Annotated in this window: 21 protein-coding genes and 2 pseudogenes; 7 read left to right on the top strand and 16 right to left on the bottom strand. The window is 42.6% G+C overall.

Annotated features, from left to right (window positions below):
• Positions 1–44: 44 nt before the first annotated feature.
• Positions 45–1,001 (bottom strand): hypothetical protein, encoded by a 957-nt coding sequence (locus NI466_RS01620; protein WP_253172497.1) that lies wholly within the window; start codon positions 999–1,001, stop codon positions 45–47.
• 687 nt (positions 1,002–1,688) lie between these two features.
• Positions 1,689–2,882 (bottom strand): peptide antibiotic transporter SbmA, encoded by a 1,194-nt coding sequence (gene sbmA, locus NI466_RS01615; RefSeq protein WP_004279349.1) that lies wholly within the window; start codon positions 2,880–2,882, stop codon positions 1,689–1,691.
• A gap of 503 nt (positions 2,883–3,385) precedes the next feature.
• Here sbmA and NI466_RS01610 point away from each other — a divergent pair.
• The 3 genes from NI466_RS01610 (at position 3,386) to NI466_RS01600 (ending at position 6,923) form a co-directional block, all read left to right on the top strand.
• A complete protein-coding gene (locus tag NI466_RS01610) occupies positions 3,386–3,580 on the top strand; it encodes a hypothetical protein (protein ID WP_004279347.1) in 195 nt (64 codons plus the stop codon).
• 1,071 nt (positions 3,581–4,651) lie between these two features.
• Positions 4,652–5,533 (top strand): trehalose-phosphatase, encoded by an 882-nt coding sequence (gene otsB / locus NI466_RS01605; protein ID WP_253139019.1) that lies wholly within the window; start codon positions 4,652–4,654, stop codon positions 5,531–5,533.
• Positions 5,490–6,923, top strand: a complete 1,434-nt coding sequence (locus NI466_RS01600; protein WP_253172496.1) for a trehalose-6-phosphate synthase — start codon at positions 5,490–5,492, stop codon at positions 6,921–6,923. Before otsB ends, NI466_RS01600 begins: the two co-directional genes overlap by 44 nt.
• Positions 6,924–6,948: 25 nt before the next feature.
• Here NI466_RS01600 and NI466_RS01595 read toward each other — a convergent pair whose 3' ends face one another.
• From NI466_RS01595 to katE, 7 genes are all read right to left on the bottom strand, one after another.
• On the bottom strand, positions 6,949–8,193 hold the full coding sequence (locus NI466_RS01595; RefSeq protein WP_004730402.1) for an MFS transporter: 1,245 nt from the start codon (positions 8,191–8,193) through the stop codon (positions 6,949–6,951).
• A 205-nt stretch (positions 8,194–8,398) separates the two neighbouring features.
• Positions 8,399–9,112: a glycosyltransferase family 2 protein gene (locus tag NI466_RS01590; RefSeq protein WP_253172495.1), complete on the bottom strand. Its 714-nt coding sequence runs from the start codon at positions 9,110–9,112 to the stop codon at positions 8,399–8,401.
• Positions 9,109–9,723 (bottom strand): class I SAM-dependent DNA methyltransferase, encoded by a 615-nt coding sequence (locus NI466_RS01585; protein ID WP_253172494.1) that lies wholly within the window; start codon positions 9,721–9,723, stop codon positions 9,109–9,111. Before NI466_RS01585 ends, NI466_RS01590 begins: the two co-directional genes overlap by 4 nt.
• On the bottom strand, positions 9,713–10,498 hold the full coding sequence (locus tag NI466_RS01580; RefSeq protein WP_121980081.1) for a PIG-L deacetylase family protein: 786 nt from the start codon (positions 10,496–10,498) through the stop codon (positions 9,713–9,715). The genes NI466_RS01585 and NI466_RS01580 overlap by 11 nt, the downstream gene beginning before the upstream one ends.
• Entirely contained in the window at positions 10,486–11,469 is a 984-nt protein-coding gene (locus NI466_RS01575) for an acyl-CoA dehydrogenase (protein ID WP_253172493.1), read from the bottom strand. The genes NI466_RS01580 and NI466_RS01575 overlap by 13 nt, the downstream gene beginning before the upstream one ends.
• 63 nt (positions 11,470–11,532) lie before the next feature.
• A complete protein-coding gene (locus NI466_RS01570; RefSeq protein ID WP_253172574.1) occupies positions 11,533–11,742 on the bottom strand; it encodes a hypothetical protein in 210 nt (69 codons plus the stop codon).
• Between the two features lie 72 nt (positions 11,743–11,814).
• Positions 11,815–13,938 (bottom strand): catalase HPII, encoded by a 2,124-nt coding sequence (gene katE / locus NI466_RS01565; protein WP_253172492.1) that lies wholly within the window; start codon positions 13,936–13,938, stop codon positions 11,815–11,817.
• Positions 13,939–14,697: 759 nt separating this feature from the next.
• On the opposite strand from katE, the gene NI466_RS01560 reads away from it, so the two are divergent.
• Complete coding sequence (locus NI466_RS01560) at positions 14,698–15,198, top strand: Dps family protein (RefSeq protein ID WP_004646199.1); 501 nt, start codon at positions 14,698–14,700, stop codon at positions 15,196–15,198.
• A 329-nt stretch (positions 15,199–15,527) separates the two neighbouring features.
• Here the strand turns inward: NI466_RS01560 and NI466_RS01555 are convergent, their stop codons facing one another.
• The 6 genes from NI466_RS01555 to NI466_RS01530 all read right to left on the bottom strand — a co-directional run bounded on the left by NI466_RS01555 (position 15,528) and on the right by NI466_RS01530 (position 21,894).
• Positions 15,528–16,244, bottom strand: a complete 717-nt coding sequence (locus NI466_RS01555) for an ABC transporter ATP-binding protein (protein ID WP_253172491.1) — start codon at positions 16,242–16,244, stop codon at positions 15,528–15,530.
• Positions 16,237–17,460: an ABC transporter permease gene (locus tag NI466_RS01550; protein ID WP_121980078.1), complete on the bottom strand. Its 1,224-nt coding sequence runs from the start codon at positions 17,458–17,460 to the stop codon at positions 16,237–16,239. The genes NI466_RS01555 and NI466_RS01550 overlap by 8 nt, the downstream gene beginning before the upstream one ends.
• Positions 17,457–18,680 (bottom strand): efflux RND transporter periplasmic adaptor subunit, encoded by a 1,224-nt coding sequence (locus NI466_RS01545; protein ID WP_253172490.1) that lies wholly within the window; start codon positions 18,678–18,680, stop codon positions 17,457–17,459. The genes NI466_RS01550 and NI466_RS01545 overlap by 4 nt, the downstream gene beginning before the upstream one ends.
• Before the next feature lie 331 nt (positions 18,681–19,011).
• Positions 19,012–20,535: a M81 family metallopeptidase gene (locus NI466_RS01540; RefSeq protein ID WP_253172489.1), complete on the bottom strand. Its 1,524-nt coding sequence runs from the start codon at positions 20,533–20,535 to the stop codon at positions 19,012–19,014.
• 30 nt (positions 20,536–20,565) lie between these two features.
• Positions 20,566–20,919, bottom strand: a complete 354-nt coding sequence (locus tag NI466_RS01535; RefSeq protein ID WP_253159296.1) for an MFS transporter — start codon at positions 20,917–20,919, stop codon at positions 20,566–20,568.
• 9 nt (positions 20,920–20,928) lie between these two features.
• A complete protein-coding gene (locus NI466_RS01530) occupies positions 20,929–21,894 on the bottom strand; it encodes an MFS transporter (protein WP_253172488.1) in 966 nt (321 codons plus the stop codon).
• 172 nt (positions 21,895–22,066) lie between these two features.
• On the opposite strand from NI466_RS01530, the gene NI466_RS01525 reads away from it, so the two are divergent.
• Positions 22,067–22,951 (top strand): LysR family transcriptional regulator, encoded by an 885-nt coding sequence (locus NI466_RS01525; protein WP_253172487.1) that lies wholly within the window; start codon positions 22,067–22,069, stop codon positions 22,949–22,951.
• A 331-nt stretch (positions 22,952–23,282) separates the two neighbouring features.
• Here the strand turns inward: NI466_RS01525 and NI466_RS01520 are convergent.
• A pseudogene (locus tag NI466_RS01520) lies at positions 23,283–23,714 on the bottom strand (Fic family protein); the annotation flags it as partial.
• A gap of 159 nt (positions 23,715–23,873) precedes the next feature.
• On the opposite strand from NI466_RS01520, the gene NI466_RS01515 reads away from it, so the two are divergent.
• Together NI466_RS01515 and NI466_RS01510 are read left to right on the top strand one after the other, a co-directional pair.
• Positions 23,874–24,620, top strand: coding sequence for a Fic family protein (locus NI466_RS01515; protein WP_253138984.1), 747 nt, complete (start codon positions 23,874–23,876; stop codon positions 24,618–24,620).
• A 157-nt stretch (positions 24,621–24,777) separates the two neighbouring features.
• Positions 24,778–25,178, top strand: a pseudogene (locus NI466_RS01510) (IS5 family transposase); the annotation flags it as partial.

The following is a 25,178-nucleotide window of genomic DNA, read 5'->3' as shown; positions in this document are numbered from 1 at the left end:
AAATCATCATACGGATTCTGGATTAAATGCGTTTAATTCAGTGCTTATTTGATCTGTCTCAACATATTCTTCGCACCACTATGATTATAGTTGTTAGACAGATTCTGTAGCACACGCTTGGCCTGAGCTTTAGCATTCGGGAAACGGTTGGCATAGGCCGGAATCCCGTTCAAACAGCGAGCAACCAGCATACCAGATTCGGTATAAACCCGAGTTCCCTCAGTCCCCTGCAATTTGCCATAATTGTAGGCACGCTGCGCATTATTGCAGGCATTATTCAGGTTCTTGCCACTATTAATATCACGGCGTGCTGCCACATAGAGCTTCATCTGCTGCTGTTGGGGTGTTTCTACCACTGAAGCTCTCACGGGGACTACCGTCGTCGCGATCTGTTTTTTATCTAGCTCTTTTCTTTCTAATTCCTTTCTCTCTAATTCTTTCCTTTCCTGCTCTTTACGCGCTGATTCTTTAAGTTCATTCGTGCTCTTCGTTACAGGCGTTTTTATCGATGCAGCGGTCTTTTTCTGGGTAGCGACAGTGTTCTTATTTGCAGCAAGGTAAAAGTTTCTTGCCTCAGTCGCACTCATCAACTTGGTCAGCAATCGAACGCTACGGTTCTGGCTGGTTTTATCGACCTGTCGTTCAGAAACCGGCTCGATCGAGACGATCCAGCTTTCAGCCAGGCCATCCATACGACACTGATAGGCGCCGCTGCCCTGTATCACACCTCGGTTTGTACTCAGGCGTTTACGTTGGGCAAGATCTGCCACGGCATTAAAATTACTTCTATACAATAGGGAAAATTTACCGCCTTGTTCATGACAATATTGCGTCAGGATCGAACGCGGATACATGGCCTGAGTGCTGTTATTTTTCTGTGCTTGCCCCCAAAGATAAATATAATCTTTTGCACTGCCATCACGTTGATTCAAAGCCCGCTTGGCGATTAGCTCTTCCGGACTGGCAAAAGGATGTAAAACCCCTGATTTCAGCCGACTCACGCTATTACATCCCGCCAAGCCTATTGCCCCTATTATTAGAATTATTACGTTTAGCTTCACAGCAAATATCTCAACCCCAAATTCCCGTATAACATAGCCTAAATAGCAGCAAACAACAAACACAAGATGTTGATAAGTATCAAATTTAAAAGATAAAAAGGAGGCACATCATTCACAACCCTATACATTATGCCAAGCCTCAGCCTATAAAAATTGAGATAAGCATCCTTCTGGCGCGTAGTTAAAGGATAAATAACAGCGGGATTGAATCAGAAATAAATAGAACACCACATAAAAAGCCGAAGAAAGATAGCAATCTTTCTTCGGCAGCTTATTCAGGATAACGGTACAGATCTTTATTATCATGTGTAAAAAATTACTTTTTACCCTCTATAGCATTGTCTGAACAAGATCAGCATCAGAATAATTTCCTCAACGTACACTTCTTATTTTTATACGTTAAACCGCTGGAAATTAAACGCCATCTTGGCTGGCCCTTAGGATTCTAGACAAGAAAAAAATATCTGAATACCCCAATATTGGGAGGTTCTGACACGATTTACCCAAGTCATCTGACCAACGGTCAGATCGATATTTTCCATTGGATTTTGTAAACTAACTCGCCATAAAAAAAGCCAAACCTAAAACTGTTTGGCTAATAAAGCAGGATAATAATATGAGAAAAAATTAATCAATATGTGATTCAAATGCTTTCAACCGTTTATAGATCGACATCAGTTCAATAATCGTCGGCCAAGACAGAATCAGATACTGGAAAGATTCCCGCACTTTGCCAAATACATTCAGGATTTGCATCATCAAACCAAGAGTAATTGCCCCTGCTGCAATACTTGGAAACAGAATAAATAATCCGTAAATATTGTCTAACTGCAAGTACCAGATCCGAACCATGTTGAAATAAGCATAGTGAAAATACAACCGGAAATAATTCCAGCGTACTCGGCTAAACAGTTCTTGTAATGTCAGCGGATGTGCGCGATCAGCATAGTCTTCGCCATAGACCAGCTCTTTACGATAGGCTGCCTCAACTTTCTGGTTATTAAACTCCAGTCCGGGCAGCTTCATTCCCACGACCATCAAAATGACCGTACCCAATACCGCCCAACCAATCGAGGCCCACATTAAAGCATGCGGTATTTCCCCTACAATTGGTAAAACTTTCACATGACTAGAGAGCTGATATAAGATCGGCAGGAATGCCATCAGCAACATCAGCGCTTCAATCAAGGAAACACTTAACTGCTCCGTGGTTTTGGCAAAGCGCATGGTATCTTCCTGGATACGTTGTGATGCACCTTCAATATGACGTAACTGCTCCCAATGTGCAGTGTAATAATCATTCATCGCGGTACGCCAGCGGAAGACATAATGGCTGACAAAAAACAGGTTAAATACCGCTAAAGTGACATAAACCATCGCAATATAAATAAAGGTTAATGCGCCTTGATACAGCAATGAAACATCCCCACCACCCTTAGTGAGCATTTGTTGAATCTGATCATAAAACGGGCTATACCATTCGTTTAATACGACATTGACCTGTACCCCGAACCAGATATTAAACAGAATAAATGCCGAGCCCCAGACCGACCAGCGCTGCCATCGGTGTCCGGCTTTCCATTGCCAGAACAGCGCAAATATCGTAGTTGCCATGAAATACCAGAGATAAAACCAGATGAATTGAGCTGACCAGAAACGCCCGATACCGATTGTAAGCTTTTCATCAAAATAATTTTCAGGAAAACCCAGATAGGTTCCCCATCCTGATCCGCCACTATGCCAAAGCACAAGATTAATGATAAACCATAAAATCAGGCTGCTAAAAAACCAGACGGGTTGCGGGAAAAATGACTTAAACATACCGACCCAGTTCTCCTTATGTCTCTTGGTCATCCAAATGACGCCTAGTTTATTCTTATTTTAGATTTTTACTGTTATAAAGCATTAATTTTCAATTTAGTGTAAAAAAGGATAGAAGGATATCAAGTCTCTAGAAACTTATTTTTATCATTCAGCTCTGCGTTATGATTTTCCTTATATTCTCGATTTTTATCATTCAGTAGAGCGATACCAAAAAACAGAAAAATCATCATGTTTTTGACCTTTCGTTATTTTGATAGACTTTTTTATGCCTGTTATCTGTCGGGTTTATGTAAAAGAACTTCATGCTTCTGAGCACTGCGAGAATAGGATGAAAATCAGACATACTGCATGTCTTCTAGGTATCTTTAATCTAAATAGAGCACTACTCCCTATTTGAATAAGTCATTGATCAAGTTCTCAGTTTTTGAAGAAACAGTTAAATTTTCAAAAATCATGCTATGATTTAATTATCGAAAAGTAATCTTATTTTGGAAAAAACTATGGAAAGTTCAGTAATTGAATTACTTAAACCGGTGACTCTACAAAAAGAAAACTGCGACCCTATTATTTTTGAAGCCGGTACTGTTTTGAAAGTGGTGATGCAGACTCCAACCAGTCTTCTGGTCAGTAATGATGATGACTTTAACTTTACCATTCCTTTAAAAGACAAAAATGAAGTGTGGCGAGAAATTTGAGTATTTTTCTCTTATGCAAATAGATGGGTTGTATCTGAGTTGGGTTTCTTAACTTATAGGATACGACCCTTAGCTTTTCTCCACTTTGATTGCTCTTTTATTATTTTTTCAAAAAATTATTTCTTTCCTCTTCTGTCATCATTTACTGATTTTAAATTGGCTCATATCCATTTGAGCAAAAAATTCTGTTTAATTGAAACATCATTTAGTTTTGTAACCTATGTAAGATCACTAATGATCTGTTTTCGGTCTTTTGTATCTACTCTGTCCTTGCGATGACATCTTTACATCTCTTCTCTCTGTTTAGCTCAACTTCATCTAATACCTACGCTTCGATTCAAAAAAAAGAATATTCAAGTTATTTTTAGAGTTTAGTCATAGAACTGGCGTTCATCTTTCTTCGATTTTTTATCCTCTGATAAAATTTATCAATAAGAATTAAAAAATAATCTGAGATGCTAAATTAAGAGGCTGTTTAAATTGTATAGCTATGCAATTGGTCCCAAGAAAATTTGATAATACGAAATTTCCCTCTAGCCAATATTAGTATTTTTTCTTTTAAGACAGCTTAGCCAATCTTAAAAATTATTAATTTTCATAAACTTAAGTTAAATATTTTAATTATATATACCTGATTTATAAATTTATTTAGATTATTCTATTTAAAAAGATCTCAAAATTACATCTCCCTCATATATTTAAAAATAAAAAAATAAAAAAATAAATTAATAATAAATACTATATTCTAAAAAATTAATTAAAAAATACATATTCAAAAATAAAGATTAAATAATAAATCTTATTATGTAAAATCCTGAAAAACAATCAATCCAAGAAAATCTTAAAATATAAAATCCTCATAATTTATTTTTAAAATTTATTAACAATACTGGATTTCTACCAAAATATTTCTAAATCTTACAAAGTAACTGTACTTGTTAAAAGTGTTTCGTTTCTGCACTTAAAGCCAGTCTGTTAAATGAAATATGTTATAAATTTAATCAAAGCAATGACCATTCAGGTAATTCTAACTTTTAAATCAATTTAACTTCAGAGGCTTAGGTAGTATTTATGTCGACTCTAAAAGAAGATCAAGACCTAGAAGATTCACTTGCTACATCTTCTTATATATTACCTCAAGTGATTTTAAATCAACTCAAACCTATTATTTATTCTCATAAAATTGTTTTATTTCTTGATATTGATGGAACCATTTCTGAATTCCACCCAGATCCAGCAAAAAGTATAATTAAGAGCGAAACCTTAAATACTTTAAAAGAGTTACAACAATATATTCAGCTAGTATTAGTGACCGGTCGCTCAATTGCACAAGCCCAAAAACTTATTTATCCATTTGACTGGAATATTGCAGGCTCTCATGGTCTGGAATTAAGCTATCAATTGCGTTTAAGCAAGTTAATTGATTTAAATCCTGAACAGTTTGAATTATTAAAAAATTATATTACAGAGCATAGTAATAATATTCCTCAGACTCGAATAGAAATTAAAGACTATTCAGTCGCCCTGCATTTTCGTGAACACCCCCATTTAGAGCATCAAGTGCATGCATTTGCCTTAGATTGTCTCGCTCATTTTCAGGATTTTGAACTTAAGGCTGGAAAGTTTGTATTTGAACTGGTGCCCAAAGGTGCAAATAAAGGTTCAGCTATCCAACAAATCATTCAGCAATATCACTTAAATGATCATTACCCCATTTTTATCGGCGATGACCTGACCGACGAAGCCGGTTTTCAAGTCATCAACACATTCAAAGGCTGCTCTATCAAAGTCGGTACAGGCAACACCGTAGCACAACATCGCCTCGAAAACGTGACTCAAGTACAGGCTTTTCTAGCGGAATTTTTAGAAATACTGAAAGCACAACAACAATTATTATTGGAGAAATTACATGTCGAAACTCATAGTGTTATCAAATCGTGTAAATCTACCTAAGACAGACAATACACAGGCAGGTGGATTAGCGGTGGCATTGCAGGATGCTTTGCAGGATATAGGCGGTATCTGGGTTGGCTGGAATGGATCCCGAGTTGACCAGATGAAAGAGCAGAAGTTTCAAATCCTGAAGCATCAAAATGTTGAATATCACACGAGTCCATTGACTGAATCCCAATATCAAGGCTTTTATTGTGGTTTTGCCAACAATGCATTGTGGCCGCTGATGCACGACCAGCATCAACTTGTAGATTATCAGCCGCAGGATTTTAAGATCTATCAGGATGTCAATTTGCGTTTTGCCAAGCACCTGAAACAGGTGGCATCTCCACATGACATCATTTGGATCCATGATTATCATTTTTTAAGCGTGGCACATTATTGCCGTAAACTGGGCATGCGTAACCGTATTGGATTTTTCCTGCATATTCCCTTTCCTGAACTAAGGCTCTGGCAGACTTTAGCCGCTCATCGCGATCTGGCACATCATTTAGCCAACTACGATGTACTGGGTTTACAGACCTCTCGCGATCAGGAAAACTGTTTAAATTTCCTTGAACAGACCTTAAAAGTGCAGCATCGTCACAATGAAATCCTGAATTATCAATCTCGAAAGATTCATGTGAAATGCTATCCGATTGGTGTGCATCCTGTGCAGCTACAGAATCAGGCCTCAGATACCCATCTGGAAAAGCTTCCCTTTGATCTGGATACAGTGCAGCCTTATAAAACCATCATTTCAGTTGACCGGATTGATTATAGTAAAGGCTTATTGGAGAAAATCGGATCGTTGCAGAGCTTGCTGGAAGATCAACCGGAGTTTAAAAATCAATTCCAGCAATTACAAATTGCCTGCCCATGCCGACTGGATGTAAAAACCTATAAGAACCTGTATACGCAATTTAAATCTGCCGTGCATGAACTCAATAGCCAGCATGGCACAACGGACTGGTTACCCTTTGATTGCAGCTATGACACCTTGGGTCATGAAGCCTTGATGCAACTGTATCGTAAGGCTGATATTTGCTGGGTAAATTCGATCCGGGATGGCATGAATCTGGTCGCCAAGGAATATATTGCTGCACAAGATCCTTTAGATCCGGGTGTCTTAATTTTATCTAAATATGCCGGTGCTGCTGAACAAATGAAAGAAGCCTTACTGGTCGATCCTTATGAGCATGACAGTATGGCCAAAGCCTTGAAGAAAGCGCTACGTATGTCTAAATCAGAACGTTTAGAGCGCTATCGTTATTTAAGCCAAGGCTTGAAAAATTTCGATATTATTCGCTGGCGTGATCAGTTTATCACTGACCTGAAAAACTCACAAAGCTTGCGGATCTATCGTCCCGTGGCTGCAGGAGCTTCAAACCAGTTCAGTGTACATGCCTAAATTTTTAAGTAAAAAAACACCAGCATTAAGCTGGTGTTTCGTTTTGAAGAGGAGCCACAATCTCTTCGCTTTGTTGTACTTCGTTTGGGTCTGCAGTGAGATGATTCAAAATCACAATACTCAATAGACCAATCGCAATGACGCTAAATACTAAGCTCAATCCGATGATTTCACTGCCGAAGCCGACCAATGCCGGTCCAATTAATGAACCTGTATAAGCAAATACCGATACATAAGACAATGCCACATGTGAAGCCAAAGTTTTTTGACGTCCTGCACGGGAAAACATTAACGGTACAATGTTGGCACTACCTAAACCTAAAATCGCATAACCCACCAACACTACTTGCCAGACTGGTGCAAAGACTACGGTTAATAAACCGGTTGCAGCCAAGAGTGCGCTTAACAGAATCGTATTTTTTTCACCAAACTGCTGAATAATCAGGTGTCCACTAAAGCGTCCCAACACCATCAAACCCGCAAAGAAACTATAAGCCAAACCGGTTTGCGCCGCAGGCAGGCTGAACTCAGTAGCAAGATAAATACCACTCCAGTCCATAGCTGCACCTTCTGACAGAAAAGCCACAAAACAGATCAGACCAATGCCTAAAATCGCCCAGGTCGGCGCTGCTTTTTTCACCGACTGTTCTGATGATGTTTCTTCTACCGCCGTTTTTGGCTCAGCACCCAAGCTCAAAGGAACAGCAAATAAGGCAATAAGCAGCAAAATCACACTGACAATCACCGCACCAGTTAAAGGCGCCAAGCCGAATCCCATTAACATGGTCATGCCCAGTACGCCTGCTAGACCACCTAAACTACACACTCCATGAAAACCTGACATTAAACTTTTACCGAGTTTTTTCTCAATCTGTGCAGCCTGAATATTGACAGTCACGCCCAAAGCCCCGGCACTGGCACCAAAGAAAAACAGGCTGATGGCCATCATTAAATGATTCGGACTATAAGCCAGAGCAGGCAGAATGAACAAAAATGCACTGAGAATTACGGCTAAAACAGTACGGCAACCTAAGGCATTGGCCAGTCGGCCGGCCAGTGGCATCGCCAGCATTGAACCAATCCCGGCACACAGCAATAACAGGCCAAAATCAGCATGATTTAATAACAGGCGCTGCTGTGCATATGGAATTAAGGGTGCCCAAGCCGCAGTACTAAAGCCCAAGCTAAAGAAGCACAACGCAGTCGCTATTTTCTGCCATAGATATGGTGATGGAGACTGAATTCGAGAAAGCAGTGTTTGATTGAACATTGTATTACCAAAAAAGAAGGCTCAGGCATCCATTACCGATCATCCATAGAAAAACCCCACAGACTTATAGCTAGAATGTATAAGTTTGCGGGGCTGAATTTGCGTGAATTATAAACAGAATAAATTTAAATGGAATAGTTTTTAGACACTAATTTTAAGATTTTTTACAAGTATCTGATTGTATAAAATTTATAGTTTTATGCTTTTATTTGCATAGGCTGATCGGTTTTTTCGCGGCCTGCTTAAGCTCAAGTTTTTGTAGAAAATGTGCAAAACCTGCAGCAATTTTTGAGCTAAGACGACTGCTGGTCGTGACTCTCAGTTGATTCGACCAGACAATCTGCGCGTCAGCTTTTTCTAAACGACGGATGAAATCGACATCTTCATGACAGTCCAGTTGCTGAAACCCATTGACCTGTATATAAGCCGAAGCTTTAAAACACAGGTTTGCGCCATGAACATGCCGATGTCCCATGCTGTCCTGATAATGTCGGAGATAAGCCTGACGGGTTTTCCGGCTTAAATGATCCCATTGATCCAGCTCGACCACACCACAAATCGCATCGGTGGGTTGATGCTGTAACATCATCTGAAACCAGTCACACTGTACGAATGAATCGGCATCGGTACAGCAAATCCAGTCACAGCCCTGCTCGATCATTTGCTGAATGCCCAAATGGCGTGCCTTACCGACATTTCGGAAGTCGCAACTGATAGCTGAAATGTTCATTTGCTGAACTTTAGCAGCGGTACTATCAGTACAATGATCCAAGACCACGAGAATATGAATTTCAGGAAGATTTTTTATTGTTTTAAAGTATTGAAAAAAATAAGTTTGTGCTGATTTTAACGCTAATAGGCAGCGTTCAATATAGGCTTCTTCATTACAGGCCGGAATCACCACACCGATTTTCTTCATCTCAAACCCTCCTGCTCTGCCACAGATTGCGCTGAATTCAGCCAGAGATCTACCAAAAAATCGGAGTCCTGCAAGCTTAAACAATGTTCATAGTTTAAATGCGCTTTGAGATACTGATGGACATCTTCACCATTTAAGCCAAATCCCGAGATCGGCGCGCGCCAATGACAACTCAAGATACATCCGCCCGGTTCCAGTGCAGTATGCAGCCATGTCAGCACCTGTTGCAGAGCAATCGGATTTAGATAATATAAAATCTCACTGACGACAATGAGCTGAAATTTTTGTTCGGGCAAATCATCTGGCACGATCCGCTGTAACACCTGTACATGCGGATAAGCTTGTAAACGCTGCTGCGCCAAATGGATCGCAGTATTATTGGCATCCAGACACATTAAGCTATTTGTCCGCCGCGCCAGTTCCTGACTAAAGACGCCATTACTGCAACCAATTTCAATCGCGGAGTCAAGCTGCAAGTGCGGCAAGACCGCCAGACAAATCTGCCGTTTGCGCTGTTCATACCAACGCTGTTCATATTGCCAGGGATCTCCCTGATTCAGGGCATATAAGGCATCGAAATATTCCTGATCATAGGCTGCTTTACTGTTCATACAGATACACCTCCCAGGGCTGTAAAATACGTTGTAATGCCTGCTCTGGCAGAATCGGTGATTGATCTATCGTCGGATCAAGCTCGATCTGGCTCTTGAAACACCGCGCAGCTCGAGACTTATATTGTAATTCTTCCTCAGTTAATTTGAGTTGATGAGCGACGGTCCAGGGAATTCTGGTATCTCCAGGTGTTGCCCAATGCCATGCCCAAATCAAGACCTGAATACAGGGCAAATGAAGTTCAGTGGCCAGCTGCTGTGTGACCTGCCCCGTAATTTCATGATCTGGATGTCCATCATGAACAAATGTGCTAATTAACACATCATTCGGTTGCAGATAAGATTGCAGATGCTGTTGCAACACATCCCGCTGTTCGGCCACCTTGCCATCTTGAATATCTAAAGCGATCCGCAAGATATTCTGTTTTAAAGGTAACGCTTCTAAAGCTGCTCGCGTTTCAGCAGGACGAATCTGGTTCAACTCTTCGGGAGTATACAGACTAGAGCCGGGATGACTGGCTGTCCCATTGGTAACGGCAAAAAGTATGATCTGATAGCCAAGTTTGTCCAGACGCTGAATCAGGCCTCCACAGCCCAAAATTTCATCATCAGGATGAGGGGCAATGATGCAGACTCTGGCATCTAGAGGAATAACCTTAGGAATATCAAATTCCGGCATCTGTTGCAGGATCTGACAGGAACGCCATTCTTCAAGTCTTGTGCCTTCACCATGGATGACACGATCCCCTACAATCTCATGTCTTATAACGTCCATAATTGTTCCTCCTGTGCAGTCAGCTCGCCAACCCGCTCCAAGTCAAATGCAGCATGACTTTGACGCATAAATACCGGAAGATCTGCTGCAAGCCGAGCGAAATGCGGATGCTCACAATACGGCCCAGCACCAAGTGCCTTACCTACATGAGTTAGTACATTTAAGGCAGTCGCTTCCACCTGAGCACGTAGGCTACGAATCTTTAACTCATGTGCGTGTTGCGGTTGCTGATCAATCAATGCAGCAACTTGATAAAATAAGGACTGTGTCGCTAAAAGCTCCCGACTAATTTCACCGAGATACATGGCCTTATAGGCATGCGGTTTTAACAATACTGCCTGTCTTAAATATTCAGCCAAACGCACGGTTGCGCCATACCAGCACGCGGCCACACCTGCGGCGCCATGCCAGAATCCGGGCCGATCCAGATAGGCATTTGGAGCTGCGACTTTTTCCGCCTTAACCTGATCCAGTTCAAGCCGGGCAGTCAAGGTATGCTGCATGCCCACTGCATGCCAGGCATCCTGATGATGCTGAATGCCTTCTTGTGACAAATCTAGAATCAGTAATTGGGATTGTTGCTGCTCATCACGGTGAGTCAGCAGACCGTGTTGCACCCAGACCGATGCAGAACACCAAGGCTTAATTCCGCTTAGCTTTCCTGCTTGCAATGTTAAAGGTTTGGGGCCACCTTCTGCTGCCCATACTGCCCATAAGCCTTTTTGTTCTACCGGAATATTCAGTTCATGCAGAATAGCTAAAGCATCTAAATGCGATTCATAGAGTTTACCCAGACTCAGATTGCTGGCTGAAACCTGGCTGAGTATCTGCCAGCGTTTTAAGGTCGCTCCGGAAGCGGGATAAGGCACCTGTTCGGAAATCTCCACCAGCTCCATTAAAGTGTGGTGAATTTTTTCTTGTAGCTCCAGAGGAGAAGTTTCAAATCTTTGTAATATTGAACCGAGGTTCATGCATGCGGTTCCTCATAAAATTCGGAGAATATTTTTGTGTTTTTTTAAAGTCAGTTATTTCAGTTAGTGAGAAAGCTTACGCATTTGTTTCGAACGTGTAGTTAATCCTAATACCTTACGTCTTGCATTAATCTCCTCTTCATTGAAACAGAGTTGCTGCATGAGTTCAGCTAAAGGCAAATGATTATGCTCAATGAGATAAATGTCCTGTTCTCTGCTCCATTTGGCTTGCTGAACTTGTGCCAACAACTTTTTGACATCCGGTTTCACCATCTCTTCGTCCATATAAAAACCGGGAGGATAGAAGCCGGAGCCTCTACCCTCCAACATAATAGGAGGGGTGGTTTAAGCAGGAATTGCTTCCGCAATCGCTTCACGCGCCCAAACACGATGGTTCAAGATCAAAGTCTTGAAGCTATCTTGTACTGCTGCAAACTGCCCATTTGCCAAGGTTCCTTCATCGCTAACCAAGCGTAAATGTTCAATCAGCTTGCCTTTATCGCCCAAGAACACGATTGGTTTTAAATGTTTGTAGGCTTCCAGCAGATAATGAGTCGCCACACCGTCTTTCATTACCACATCGTAATTATCACCGTCAGCAATCACCACGGCATCATAGGCAATGGATGGTTCTGCTTTTTGCATACCATCGGAAGGAATCACCTCGCCTTGCTGACCCAGTACCGGGCCCGGATTTGGGGTCAGTACATCGACCACAGCCCCTTCTGATTCTGCCCAGGTTTGAACAGCTTTGATACTGGCCTCATTGGCTTTATCGTGTACCAGTAGGGCAATTTTTCGTGCTTTGATATCTTCAGGTTTGAATGCCTCGAAAGATAAGCGTGGTGAAATCTGCACCTCTGGCAATTTTGCTGCTTTTTTCTCTGCTGGAATTTCAATACCCAATTGGTCAGCAACCTGCTGTGCCAAATCCAGATCGATATTGCAGAGCACTTCAAGCACTTCACGCTCACGAATATATTTGCGCTCCACCTTGCTCAGCTCGAAGACATAGGCATCGACAATATGCTTTTGCTCATGCGGCGTCTGGCTGCGATAGAAAAGACGGGGCTGACTAAAGTGATCACTGAATGATTCGCTACGCTGACGGATCTTGTGTCCATCAATACGTTCCTGATAGCTTTCAAAACCACCGCCTTGTGCTGCTGGCGGGGTTTCAGCCGGCCAGTTATTGTCAATCGAGTTCGGCTCATAACTGGCTTGACCAGTATGTACAATACGCTGATGTAAACCATCACGCTGGTTATTGTGGAATGGACAAACCGGCTTGTTAATTGGGATCTGGTGGAAGTTTGGACCACCTAAACGGCTAAGCTGAGTATCGGTATAGGAGAACAGACGTGCCTGCAATAATGGATCATTGGTAAAATCTAGTCCTGGCACAATATGTCCCGGACAGAATGCCACCTGCTCGGTTTCACCGAAGAAATAATCAACATTACGGTTCAGCACCATTCTGCCAATCGGCGTCACCGGCACCAGTTCTTCCGGAATAATTTTGGTTGGGTCCAGCAAGTCGAAGTCGTACTTCATCTCATCTTCTTCTGGAACGACCTGTACACCCAACTCCCATTCCGGATAGTTACCGGAGGCAATCGCTTCATATAAGTCACGACGATGGAAATCCGGATCTTTACCCGCTAGTTTTTGTGCTTCATCCCAGACCAGTTGAGCTAGACCCTGTTTTGGCGTCCAGTGGAATTTCACAAAAACCGCTTTATTCTCGGCATTGATAAAGCGAAAAGTATGCACACCAAAGCCTTGAATGGCTCTTAAATTACGCGGAATACCCCGATCCGACATGGCCCACATGACCGCATGTGCAGATTCAGGAACTAATGAGACAAAATCCCAAAAAGTATCATGTGCAGATGCACCAGTAGGAATCTCGGTCTGTGGTTCAGGCTTGACTGCATGTACGAAATCCGGGAACTTGATCCCATCCTGAATAAAGAATACCGGCGCATCATTTGCCACTAGATCAAAGTTACCTTCATCCGTATAAAACTTGGTCGCAAAACCACGAATATCACGTACCGTATCTGCTGAACCACGCGGGCCCTGTACGGTAGAAAAACGCACAAATACTGGCGTTTGCACACTGGTATTGGTCAGGAAGCCTGCCTTGGTCAGTTTTTCATTCCCCGGATAAGCCTCAAAATAGCCATGTGCGCCGACACCGCGGGCATGCACAATACGTTCTGGAATTCGCTCATGGTCAAAATGGGTAATTTTTTCCCGAAGAATAAAATCTTCGATCAAGGTCGCACCGCGAACGCCTGCCTTGAGACTGTTCTGGTTATCGGAAATTTTAACCCCTTGATTGGTGGTGAGTGCCTGCTCGGTCGCATCACTGCGATATGTGTCGAGCTGCTCACTTTTTTTATTGGTATTTTGTTTGTCTAAACCGTCTTTACCAGTCGCGGGGCTATTGGCCTTAATTTTCATGATGTATTCCTTGCTGAGCTTAAGTTTAGTGCAGATATTTTTGGTCTATCTCAAAGTCGCTTGAGCTGATATTTTGCATGGCTTGACCAATCAAACTCATCCCGCAAGTCAATCTGCTACAGCCGATCCTGTATCAGCCTCATATTTCTTCTTAATATGCTGACTCGAAGCATTTTTGCTCTTCTGGGAATATTGTTATTGGTTTCGCCTGTGTCCTAACATAACTGCATTTGAGAAAGAGATTTATTATTGTTTGTAGTGCCTTGTTTAATTAAGGCAGCATTGTGTTATTTTTTATAAATTTCGGATTTATTTATGATTTAAATTTTTATCTAAGTTATTTATTTAAAATAAAATATTAAAATTTCGCAGAGATATTTCGAAATAAAGATTCAGTATGGTGATATGTGATCTTGCTCACAAATAAGTGTCATAACCCAAAACGATGTTTCAATCCTGAAATGATTAGGACTTTTTAGAAGTTCAATTTGCTATGAGAAATTAACGTGCTACCGCTGAAGTATAGTCAAAATTTGACAGATTTAAATAGTTACAATCCCGCGCCCTGCTTATACATAATGACTAAACTTCCTGCCTTTATATTGATTTAATATCTATAACTTATAACCACTTAAATCTCTTAGTCTGTTAGATCAAATACAAAGTCATAGAGATCATTTCATCTCTTGGCTCGGGCTTCAGATACATCCGACTTTATTTTAATACACCGTATCGCGTTAAGTTTGAAGGAGTAAGAGCATGGCCTCTTCTAAAAAAGAATCTAAAGCAATGAAAATTGATATCGGGATTTCGCATGATGATCGCGCCAAAATTGTCGATGGTTTATCCAGACTTTTAGCAGACAGTTATACCCTGTATTTGATGACCCATAATTTCCACTGGAATGTCACCGGCCCCCAGTTCAACAGCCTGCACAACATGTTTATGACTCAATATACCGAGCAATGGAATGCGTTGGACATCATTGCTGAACGTATTCGTGCTCTAGGTTTTGCAGCACCCGGCACTTATAAACAGTTTGTAAAACTCACCTCCATTAAAGAAGTCGAAGGTGTACCTAAAGCTGAAGAAATGATACGTTTACTGGTAGATGCACATGAAACTGTGGCACGTACCGCCAGAAGTATTTTTTCGATCATTGAAGAAGCCAATGATCAGCCGACCGCTGACATTCTCACGCAAAGACTGGAAGTACACGAAAAAACTGCCTGGATGCTGAGAAGCAATCTGGAACAATAAAATCGGATCGAATCTTTGAAATCAGGCTTATTCACAGGATGAAATGGAAACTTGCGGTAGTGCCATTAAAGTTCGGCTTCATCCTGACGTTTATATTAGAGGGATTTATCGGCACTCAATGATTAGATCAAGCTAAAAATCAGGATCATTAAAATTAAACCATCAAAATTTAAGGATGTAGGCAATCGCATACATCCTTTTTTAACAAACAGATTGTTTACAGATTATTTCAATCTCATATATGGCTATCATTTTTTGAAAGCTATAAATCTGAAATATCTTTTCGATCGCTTCAAAAAATTAGCCCTCCTGGCTCCTTACAGTACAGCTTAATCTTGAGGAGAATTGCTCGAATCACTTTCAATCCGGCCATCGACCAGATTGATGGTACGATCACAAGTGGCAGACAGGCGCGGATCATGCGTGACTAAAAGTACGGCGCAGTCGCGTTCACGATGCACTTTACGAAACAGTTCAAACATATCAGCCGCGGTCTGGGTATCCAGATTACCTGTCGGTTCATCGGCCAATAATAATGCCGGCTCAGTAATCAAGGCCCGGGCAATGGCCACCCGCTGCTGCTGTCCTCCGGACAATTCATTCGGTTTACGCTCGGCAAATTTTTCCAGTCCCACTGCCGCTAGTAAATCACGTGCGCGTTGCATTGCCTGCTGATTCGGTTTGCCATGCGCCATCATTAAAGGCATGAGAATATTATCCAGTGCACTAAATGCCTGAATCAGATGGTGAAACTGAAATACAAATCCGATGCTGTTGCCGCGCAGCGCCGTACGGCCGGTATCATCCATCGCACTGGTAGGTTGTCCCAACAAATACAGCTCGCCACTCGTTGGTTTATCTAGCAGTCCCAGAATATTCAGTAAGGTACTTTTTCCAGAACCGGAAGGGCCAATAAGTGCAGCAAAGTCGTTGCGATCAATGCGCAGGTCAATGCCATGCAAAACCTCAACTTCATTGGGCTGTCCAATGTTATAAGACTTGCGTAGCGCTTTCAGACGCAGAACTTCCTGAGATTGCTCAGACATGACGAATCGCCTCCACTGGATCGAGTGCCGCGGCCCGACGTGATGGCACCGCTGCAGCCAGTACGCCTGTTAATGTCGCCAACAATAATGCCAAAATCACCAGTTCAATCGATATCGGAATATAGAATAATCCCGGACCAAAATTATTAAATACCCACACCAGGCCATAACTGACTATGCTGCCCAGCACTGAACCAAGTAAGCCAAAGATTGCGCCCTGAAACAGAAAAACTCGCAGGATTTGCGATTGGGTTGCACCTGTCGCCCGCAAAATACCAATTTCCCGGGTGCGCTGCACCACACTAACTGACATGACGCTGGCAATCCCGAAAGCCACCGAAATTGCGACAAAGACAATAATCATATTGGTGGACAGGCTTTGTGCGGTAATGGCATTCATCAGTTGGGCATTGGTTTCAATCCAGCTTTCGGCTTTTAATGAGGTCAGGCGTCCGACTTGTGCGGCAACCTGGTCTGCTTCAAAAATATTGGCAATGGTTAGGTCAATCACCGTTACCCCGCCTGGCAGGCCGAGTAAGGACTGTGCCTGCTTGAGATCCAGATAGACATAACGCGCATCCAGTTCGCGCACACCCAGTTCAAAAATACCGGCAATATTCACCAAAGCACTATTTTGTTGACCAGTATCCAGTCGCAACTTGCTGCCGACCTGAACACCGAGGTCTTTGGCCAGTTGACTGCCAATCAGCACATCATCCGCGCCGACCCGCAACTGACCACTGATTAAATATTCTTTTAATGGAATGATCTGCTGATAACGCTCCAGATTCATCCCGACCAAGGCCACGGATTCAATCGCATCACCGCGTTGTACAAAGGCAGGACCAGACACCACCGGCGAGACAGCGGTCAGTACAGGTAATTGGTCTAATGTTTCAGTAATCTGCTGCCAATTGTTGATCGAACGCAACCGCTGTGCCCGTTTATCTTCCTGCAATAATTGCACGGTCCCGGCGGGAGACGGCACAATCTGGTTAACTTCATCGGGTGACAACAGGCGAATATGCGCCTGTGTGCCTAAGGTTCGTTCGACAATATTGGCTTGTAGCCCCTGAATCAAAGCGGTGATAAAGACGATTACTGCCACGCCCACGGCGACCCCGATGGTGATCATGATGGACTGCGCGCAACCCTCACGCAAAAAACTGACCGCGATTTTCCATTCGATCCAGAGCCGCCCGAATAAATTTTTCAATCGAAGTTCACCGGTAATTCATTTTTACTATTGGCCATATCAGCAGAATTCTGTAATGAACTCTGTTGTGGTTTTAAGCGAACTCTGGTGCCATCCTCCAATGAAGATTCGGCATCTGCCAGCACCTGATCACCCTCGCTCAGTCCGGATTTCACTTCCGACATGGCCAAGCCACGCAAGCCTAAAGTAATCTGCTGACGCTGTACTTTTCCATCACGTACCATTAAGACCACAGCTTTATCTCCTTTGATACTGCTTAAAGCATCATTCGGAATAGCCAGTGCCCGTGTTCGTTTGGCCGTCTCGACATTCACCGATACCATCATGTCCTGACGCAGAAAATCAGGTACGGGGTTGACAGTTAACCTGACCTCTACTGTACCGCGCTGTGGGTCAATACTTGGCGCAATAAAATTGATCCGAGCTGGGAAAGACTGATCCGGATAGGCATCGCTAATGACGGTCGCATTTTGCTGCAAGGCGAGTTGCGGTAAATTCCGCTCATCTAGCGGTACCCGGATTTCTGTATTCCCTGTTAACGCAATGGTAAATAAAGTTTGTCCCGGCTGAACCAGATCACCCGGCTCGACATCGCGTGTCAGTACTGTGCCGGCGACCGCAGCCCGAATCTTGGTTTTGGCCAGTTGAGCCTGTGCCACTGCAAGCTGCTCCCGAAGCGACGCTTCTTCGACTTGACCCGCAGCCAATGCGGCTGCTTTTACCCGAGCTGTCTCATAATTATTGCGCGCGACTCTTTCTGCTTCCACAGCCTGTTCGACTTCTTCCCTCGACAGGATACCGGCTTCTGCATTACGTCGACGTGTAGCTTCTCGGCTGGCTTGCTCCAGCTGGGCTTTGGCACTGGCCAGTTCTGCTGCAGCCTGTGGCCGTCGGCTGCTTGCCAATTCGGTCAATGCCAGCTCGGCCTGTCTGACTTGGGCCAGCAATTCATCCGATTTCAATACCACCAGCAGATCACCCGGTTTAACCTGATCGCCTTCCTGCACCAGACGTTGCAGAACCACAGCACTAATTTCACTGCCTACCTGGGCACGTGAAACTGTCGCAACACGTCCGGTCGCAACAACATTTTGTACCAGCGGCATGGCACTCAGCGTATAACTAGGCACCACTGGCCCCTGCCACCAACGAAATAGAGCAAACCCTACTGCCAGTAGCAATACGATAATGAGCAAAATTTTATAGCGGGCAGCGCGCAATGAGAATCTCCGGTTGATTCGTCTAATTTAAAATAAGAAAGTCAAAACTGTATTTGTTTTTTTCCTAAGGTTTAATTTACAACAAGTTTCTAATTGGAATTATAGGTATTTTGTTGAGTTTGAAAAGAATGTTGAATTCCTGTCCGCTTTTTTTAGCTAGCCCTGTTTGATATCAGACTAGTCCATCTTTGGCAGACTCAGACGCGGGATCAGGTACCAGAAAATTGTATTGAGTTTAAGGAAATGAAGATGTGATCAAAAAAAACAGGCTGGATCGTGATGGATCTAGCCTGTTCAATCGTTTGGGTGTTAATTGGATGTTAGTTAAATATTAGACCGTACGACGCAATGGCTGATCACGTTGCGCCAGACTTTCGCCCATCGGCACGAGTCGTCTATCAGGATCAATCTTTTGCCAAGGCAGGTCATTCGGGTCTGCTTTCATGGCACCAGGCGCTTTCGCGACCAAAATGGCAGCAGCCATGTCCTGAAAATCTGCACGAAAATGTACCGAGCTTTTCACCACGATAATCGATTTATCTTCAGGCACAACACCAAAAATTCTAAACATATTACGATCGAGCAACTGGGCTTTGTAGGAACTGACTGCAATTTCAATACCGTCTATTTCCAGCAATATACTCGGGCCGATATCCGCCTCGACGCCATGCATCATGGGTCCGCCATAGCTGAATTTTCCATCGCTATAGGCTTTGATTTTAAATTCAGCGCTAAATGGGGCATCCCCGACAATACCCGATGTTCCACCCAGTTGCGCATAAAAATGCTGACCAAGCTCAAACTGATAGGCTTGTTGCACCACCGCAGGATCTACAATGAGGCCAATCAATGCATTTTTCACCTGATGTCGATGTAGCGCCGATAGCATCCCGGTTGTATTCGAATCGCCACCAGCTCCCGGATTATCCTGAGTATCTGCAATCACTACGGGTCTGGTCGAATGATGCTGTTGGTATAATTGCAGCGCCTGCTGCACGGCATGATCGGGTGATAAAAAACCCATATTCCAATGCGTTTCTTGTTGCAGCACATGGGCGATATAGCGTTGCATGGCCTGATCTAACTGCACAGCATTTTCACTATAGCCCCAGATACAACCACCACATTCGGCAAAATCTGCCGCCGGAAAACCCGGCGTGAAATTCATCTGGACAGGATTATTTTGTTCTAGCTGTTCGAGTAAATTCATACAAGACTGGGTAGGTTCCAGCTCGGTACATTGTGCATTCAGCGCAATCAAAAACGGCAGCTTATACATTTGCTTATGCAGCTTTTTACCCCGGAATATTTGATCCAACACTTGAGCGCAACGTTGTCCGGTTTGGGCCATATCTACATGCGGATAGGTCCGATAGCAAATCAGCACATCACTATGGGCAAACATCGCTTGCGTGACATTGGCATGGAAATCCAGACTGGCAATTACCGGAATATCCGGCCCAACTGCTTCACGAACCCGTCTTAACAATTCGCCTTCACCATCATCCACCTGTTCACTGACCATAGCACCATGCAGATCCAGATACACCGCATCTGCCGGATGCTGCTGGATGCTTGCAATAATTTCATCACAGATCCGCTGGTAAGTGTCCTGCTCTACATGCACTGAAGGTGAAGTGCCCGCCCAGATCACCGGTAAAAGTTGATACCCGAATTGTTCCGCTTGTTGAATAAAACCGCCAATCGGAATGTTCTGTTCCCGAAATTTCAGGATATCTGCGCCGCGGCTAAGCGGCGGAAATCCCCCACCCTGGACAAAATCCGCGTAGCTTGCTTTGGTCGGGGCAAAGGTATTGGTTTCATGTTGAAAGCCCGCAATGATGATTTTCTTCATATCCTGAATCCTTCCTATGCTACGTATTGATTATTTATCGACGATTAAGGCGGCGCGTGTTGTTTGCTGAGGCGCAGCTTGCTTTTTCAGTCTGAAGGCATAAATCAGGAAAGCGCCACCGAGCATCATGATCACAGCAATCGTGAACCAGCCTGCCAGCATGGAACCGGTCATTGATTGCGCTATGCCCATAATATTTGGACTGACAAAACCACCGAGTAATCCAATACTGTTAATCAGGGCAATTCCGCCTGCTGCCGCACTACCGCTTAAGTATTTCGATGGAATTGACCAGAAAATGGTATAGGCACTAAACATAAAGGCCGTTGCGGTACAGATCGCAATAAAGGACAGCAGGAAATTCGCACTCATCACCGACAACATCAAGCTGACTCAGGCCAATACCGTCGGCACTACACAATGCCATTTCCGTTCCTGCCATTTGTCCGAGCTGCGGGCAAAAATGATCATGAAAATTGCACCGCATAAATATGGAATCGCCACCAGCCAACCAATCATCTGCAAATTTTGGATACCGCCCGACTTCAGTAAAGATGGTAGCCAGAAGCCAATCGCATAGATCCCACAGATAATGGTGAAGTAGGCCAAGGCCATGAAATAAATCCAAGGATCCTTTAATACCGCTTTAAAATTACTATGACCAGTGGCAGACTGATGTTGCGAAATTTCTTTCACCAATAAGGCTTTGTCCTCTTGGGACAGCCATTTTGCTTGTGAAGGATGATCGGTTAAATAAAAGTATGCTACGCAGCCCAACAGCACGGTCGGCACAGCTTCTAATAAAAATAACCATTGCCAGCCAGAAAGATTATAAATCTGATGAAAAGTACTCATAATTTGTGTCGATAACGGCGCACCTAACATGCCAGCCAGTGGCCCGGCCAGCATGACAATCGCCATCACGCGTGCCATGCGTGCACCAGAATACCAATAGGTCAGATAGAAAATCATGCCTGAGGCAAAACCGGCTTCGAATACACCTAGTAAAAAGCGCAAGACATAGAACATCTGCGGGGTGGTGACAAATAGCATCGACATGGAGGTCAGGCCCCACAAAATCATGATGCGGGTAATGGTTTTTCTGGCGCCGACTTTTTCAAAATACAGGTTGGTTGGCACTTCAAACAGTACATAACCTAAAAAGAATATGCCGGCTGCCATGCCATAAATTGCATCGTTAAAGCCCAGCTCCTGCTGCATTTGTAACTTGGCAAATCCGATATTGATCCGGTCCAGATAAGCAAAGAAATAACACAGCAATAAAAATGGCAGTAGCCGCCAGCTTACTTTCTTGTAAATCTGGTCTAACCGTTGTTGACGGGAGGTCATTAAATCCATCTAAAACTCCTTTTTATCTAGATCTTCTTATTGTTCAAAATCCATGTAAGCATGCTCCTGACTTGATAACAATGTAATTTATTCGGCATACTGATGCTTTAAAAGCATCAGAGTTTTTATGGACAGAAAGTTGTAATTCCTTGCGCCACTGAACGGAATCAATGAAAAGCGTTTGCGTTATTTCTATACGGTGATGATGTTTGGCTCGATGCGCAAAGCGGCAGATATCCTGAATATTGAACAGTCCGCCATGAGCCGACAAATTCAACTCTTTGAATCAGAATTAAAAATAAACCTGTTCAAACGTAAGGGTCGGCATATTATTCCGACTGAAGCCGCCTATCTGGTACTTGAGTATTTCAAGGAAAATAAAAATCGTGAAAATGAATTATTTGACAGTTTATTTCAGCTGCAATCTTCTCAACTCGGCAAAGTGAACATTGTTTCTAGTGAAAGTTATATGCAACACATGATTTATGATGTACTTCGACATGTGCATCATAAATATCCAAATCTTGAAATCCAGTTAGAATTAATGAGTGCCCAACATGTGGTACGACATATCGTGGACAGCCTGGCGCATATTGGACTGGCGTATAATCCCCCATTTCATACAGACATCAGCACTATTGCCCATAAAATAGAACCTTTTATTCTGGCTGTTCCTGCCGGTCATCCTCTTGCCAAGCTCAAGCATCGCATTTGTCTTTCCGAAATTTCAGCCTATAAATTTGCCTTAATGCCCGTAGGGCATGGTTTCCGTCAGTTACTCGACAGTGAAATGGTGCGCTTACAAGTAAACCTGAATATTGGCCTGACCACCAACTCTATTTATGCTCTAAAAAACTATGTTGTGGCTGGACATGGGATTTCCGCCATGCGCTATGCAGATATTGCAGATGCAGTCAAAGAAGGTCAGGCCGTTGCCTTAACTATTGATTCCGAGCTGTGCAACATGGCTCAGACCCAATTGATGGTTCGTAAAAACACCCATTTGTCAGAGTCGAAGCATTTATTGATTGAGCGTATTCGTTCTAGTTTTGATTTGATCTTTTAAATCGCTTATAAAATTTAGGCAATAAAAAAGCCACTTAAATAAGCGGCTGATTTATAACAAGAATTTTGATGGAGGTGGCGTCAATTGAACTCAAATCCTAACCTATTCATTCTAAAGCTTTTTTATTGAATAAAAAAATTCATTGACCCAATTTTGACCCAAATTAGATTTAGTGCATTGAATCACTTTAAAATCTTGTTCAAATCCGAATTGAGGATTTAAAGTGGCGTACGGCATTATAGCAGAACATTATACTTAAAGATAATTGTAATGTTATAACATTACAATTAACTCATTATGATATTAATAATCACATCAACCTCAGCATAGTTCAATTTTTTAATTTGTACTTTTGCTTAGGACTCTTAGGCTTATCAGGGAGGGTACGTTCAATCACACCTGCTTTTAATGCTGGAGTTAAATATTTTTTTTGGAATGTGGCTCGATGGGACAAGTCTAATAGAGCCATAAGCTCAGTTAAGTTATATTCTTTCTGCTCCATATTCTGGATGAGACGTTTAACTTGATCGCTAACTTGTACGCTAGCTTGAGCGGTATCTTGATCGCTGGCATCAGAACTAAGTATTGCATCTAGAATCATCTGCAAAATAAACCTAATAGAAGGTGCAGAATCTGAACGATCTGTCCTCGCTTGCAATGCATCGTAATAAGCTTTTTGGTTTTGATAAATCAAGCTTTTTACAGGAATGTTGAGAAAAATAGGATTCCACTGGCTTAAGATTAAAGTTTTCCATAAACGCCCCCATGTGTCTTCAAAATGAGGTTGTCCCATTTCTAGGATACCCTGAGCAAGTCCACTTACCACTTTTACAACCAATACAAAATGTAATGATATATCACTACATTTCTGATATTTCTTTTTTCATGTATTATCGACTAAGACAAATTCAGGGATAAGGTTATGTTTGAAACTATTGATGATTTAAAGAAAAAATTAGATCAACATCGCCCTCTTTCTCCATCAATTGTCAAAAATTTACAAGAAGATCTTATTGTCCGTTGGACCTATCATTCGAATGCAATTGAAGGCAATACACTCACCCTGCTAGAAACTAAAGTAGTACTCGAAGGTATTACTGTTGGTGGAAAGGCATTAAGAGAACACTTCGAAGCGATCAACCATAGAAATGCAATTTACTATGTTGAAGATATTATTCGGAAAGAGGAGCCTTTTTCTGAATGGCAAATTCGTAATATCCATCAGCTTATCTTAAAGAATATTGATGATGATAATGCTGGCCGATATCGTCAACAAAATGTCCTAATCTCTGGTGCTACATCTACCCCACCTGATTACACATTATTAAATGAAAAGATGGCTCAGTTAGTTGATTGGTATAATTCAGAGGCACATAAGCTTCACCCCATTGAACGTGGAGCTAAAGTACATGCTGATTTTGTAGGTATCCATCCATTCATTGATGGCAATGGCCGTACATCACGTCTATTGATGAATCTCGAATTGCTTAAAGCTGGTTATCCACCTTGCGTCATCACAGTTGAAAACCGATTGGCCTACTATGAAGCCCTAGATCAATGGATGGCTTATGGAAAGACTGAAGCTTTTATTCAATTAGTTGCCGAGGCTGTATTAGAGGGTTTTAAACCTTATCAAGTCGTTTTAGGTCTTTCAAATAACAGGATGTAATTTCAGCAGAGGGTTAAAAAAAAACAATTGAGCTCTCGCTCAATTGTTAAAGAGAGAATAATTAAAGATCAAGTGTAATTTCTTTACCTTTCGCACGTGAAACGGCTTTGTTGCACAAACCTATCTGTAAAGGCTTTTTCAGCGATATAATTTTCAAATGAAGAAGCCTACACAGAAAATCTACCGCACAACCAATTGGCCCGCATATAATCGAGCACTCATTAGTCGCGGAAATATTGCCATTTGGTTTGATCCTGCTGGTATGCTCCATCAAAAGGCAAACAAGGGCGAAATCAAACCTACTCCGACGCAGCCATCCAATGCTGCTTAATGATTAAATCCTTATTTCGTCTGTCTTTACGTATGGTTACTGGCTTTGTGCAAAGTCTGATTAAACTCTCTGGCTTAAATGGGACGGCCCCAGATTATTCGACCATATGTAGAAGACAAAAGCATATTGATATTGTAATCAGCTACCAAAAAAGTAGCGATGGGCTGCATCTACTCATGGACTCTACAGGCATGAAGTTTCTAGGTGAGGTCGAATGGAAGCGCAAG

Origin of the sequence: Acinetobacter lwoffii (assembly GCF_024129595.1) — a bacterium.
Lineage (GTDB): Bacteria > Pseudomonadota > Gammaproteobacteria > Pseudomonadales > Moraxellaceae > Acinetobacter > Acinetobacter lwoffii_O.
The sequence above is the reverse complement of the archived record's forward strand: the minus strand, read 5'-3'. Positions and strand labels throughout refer to the sequence as shown.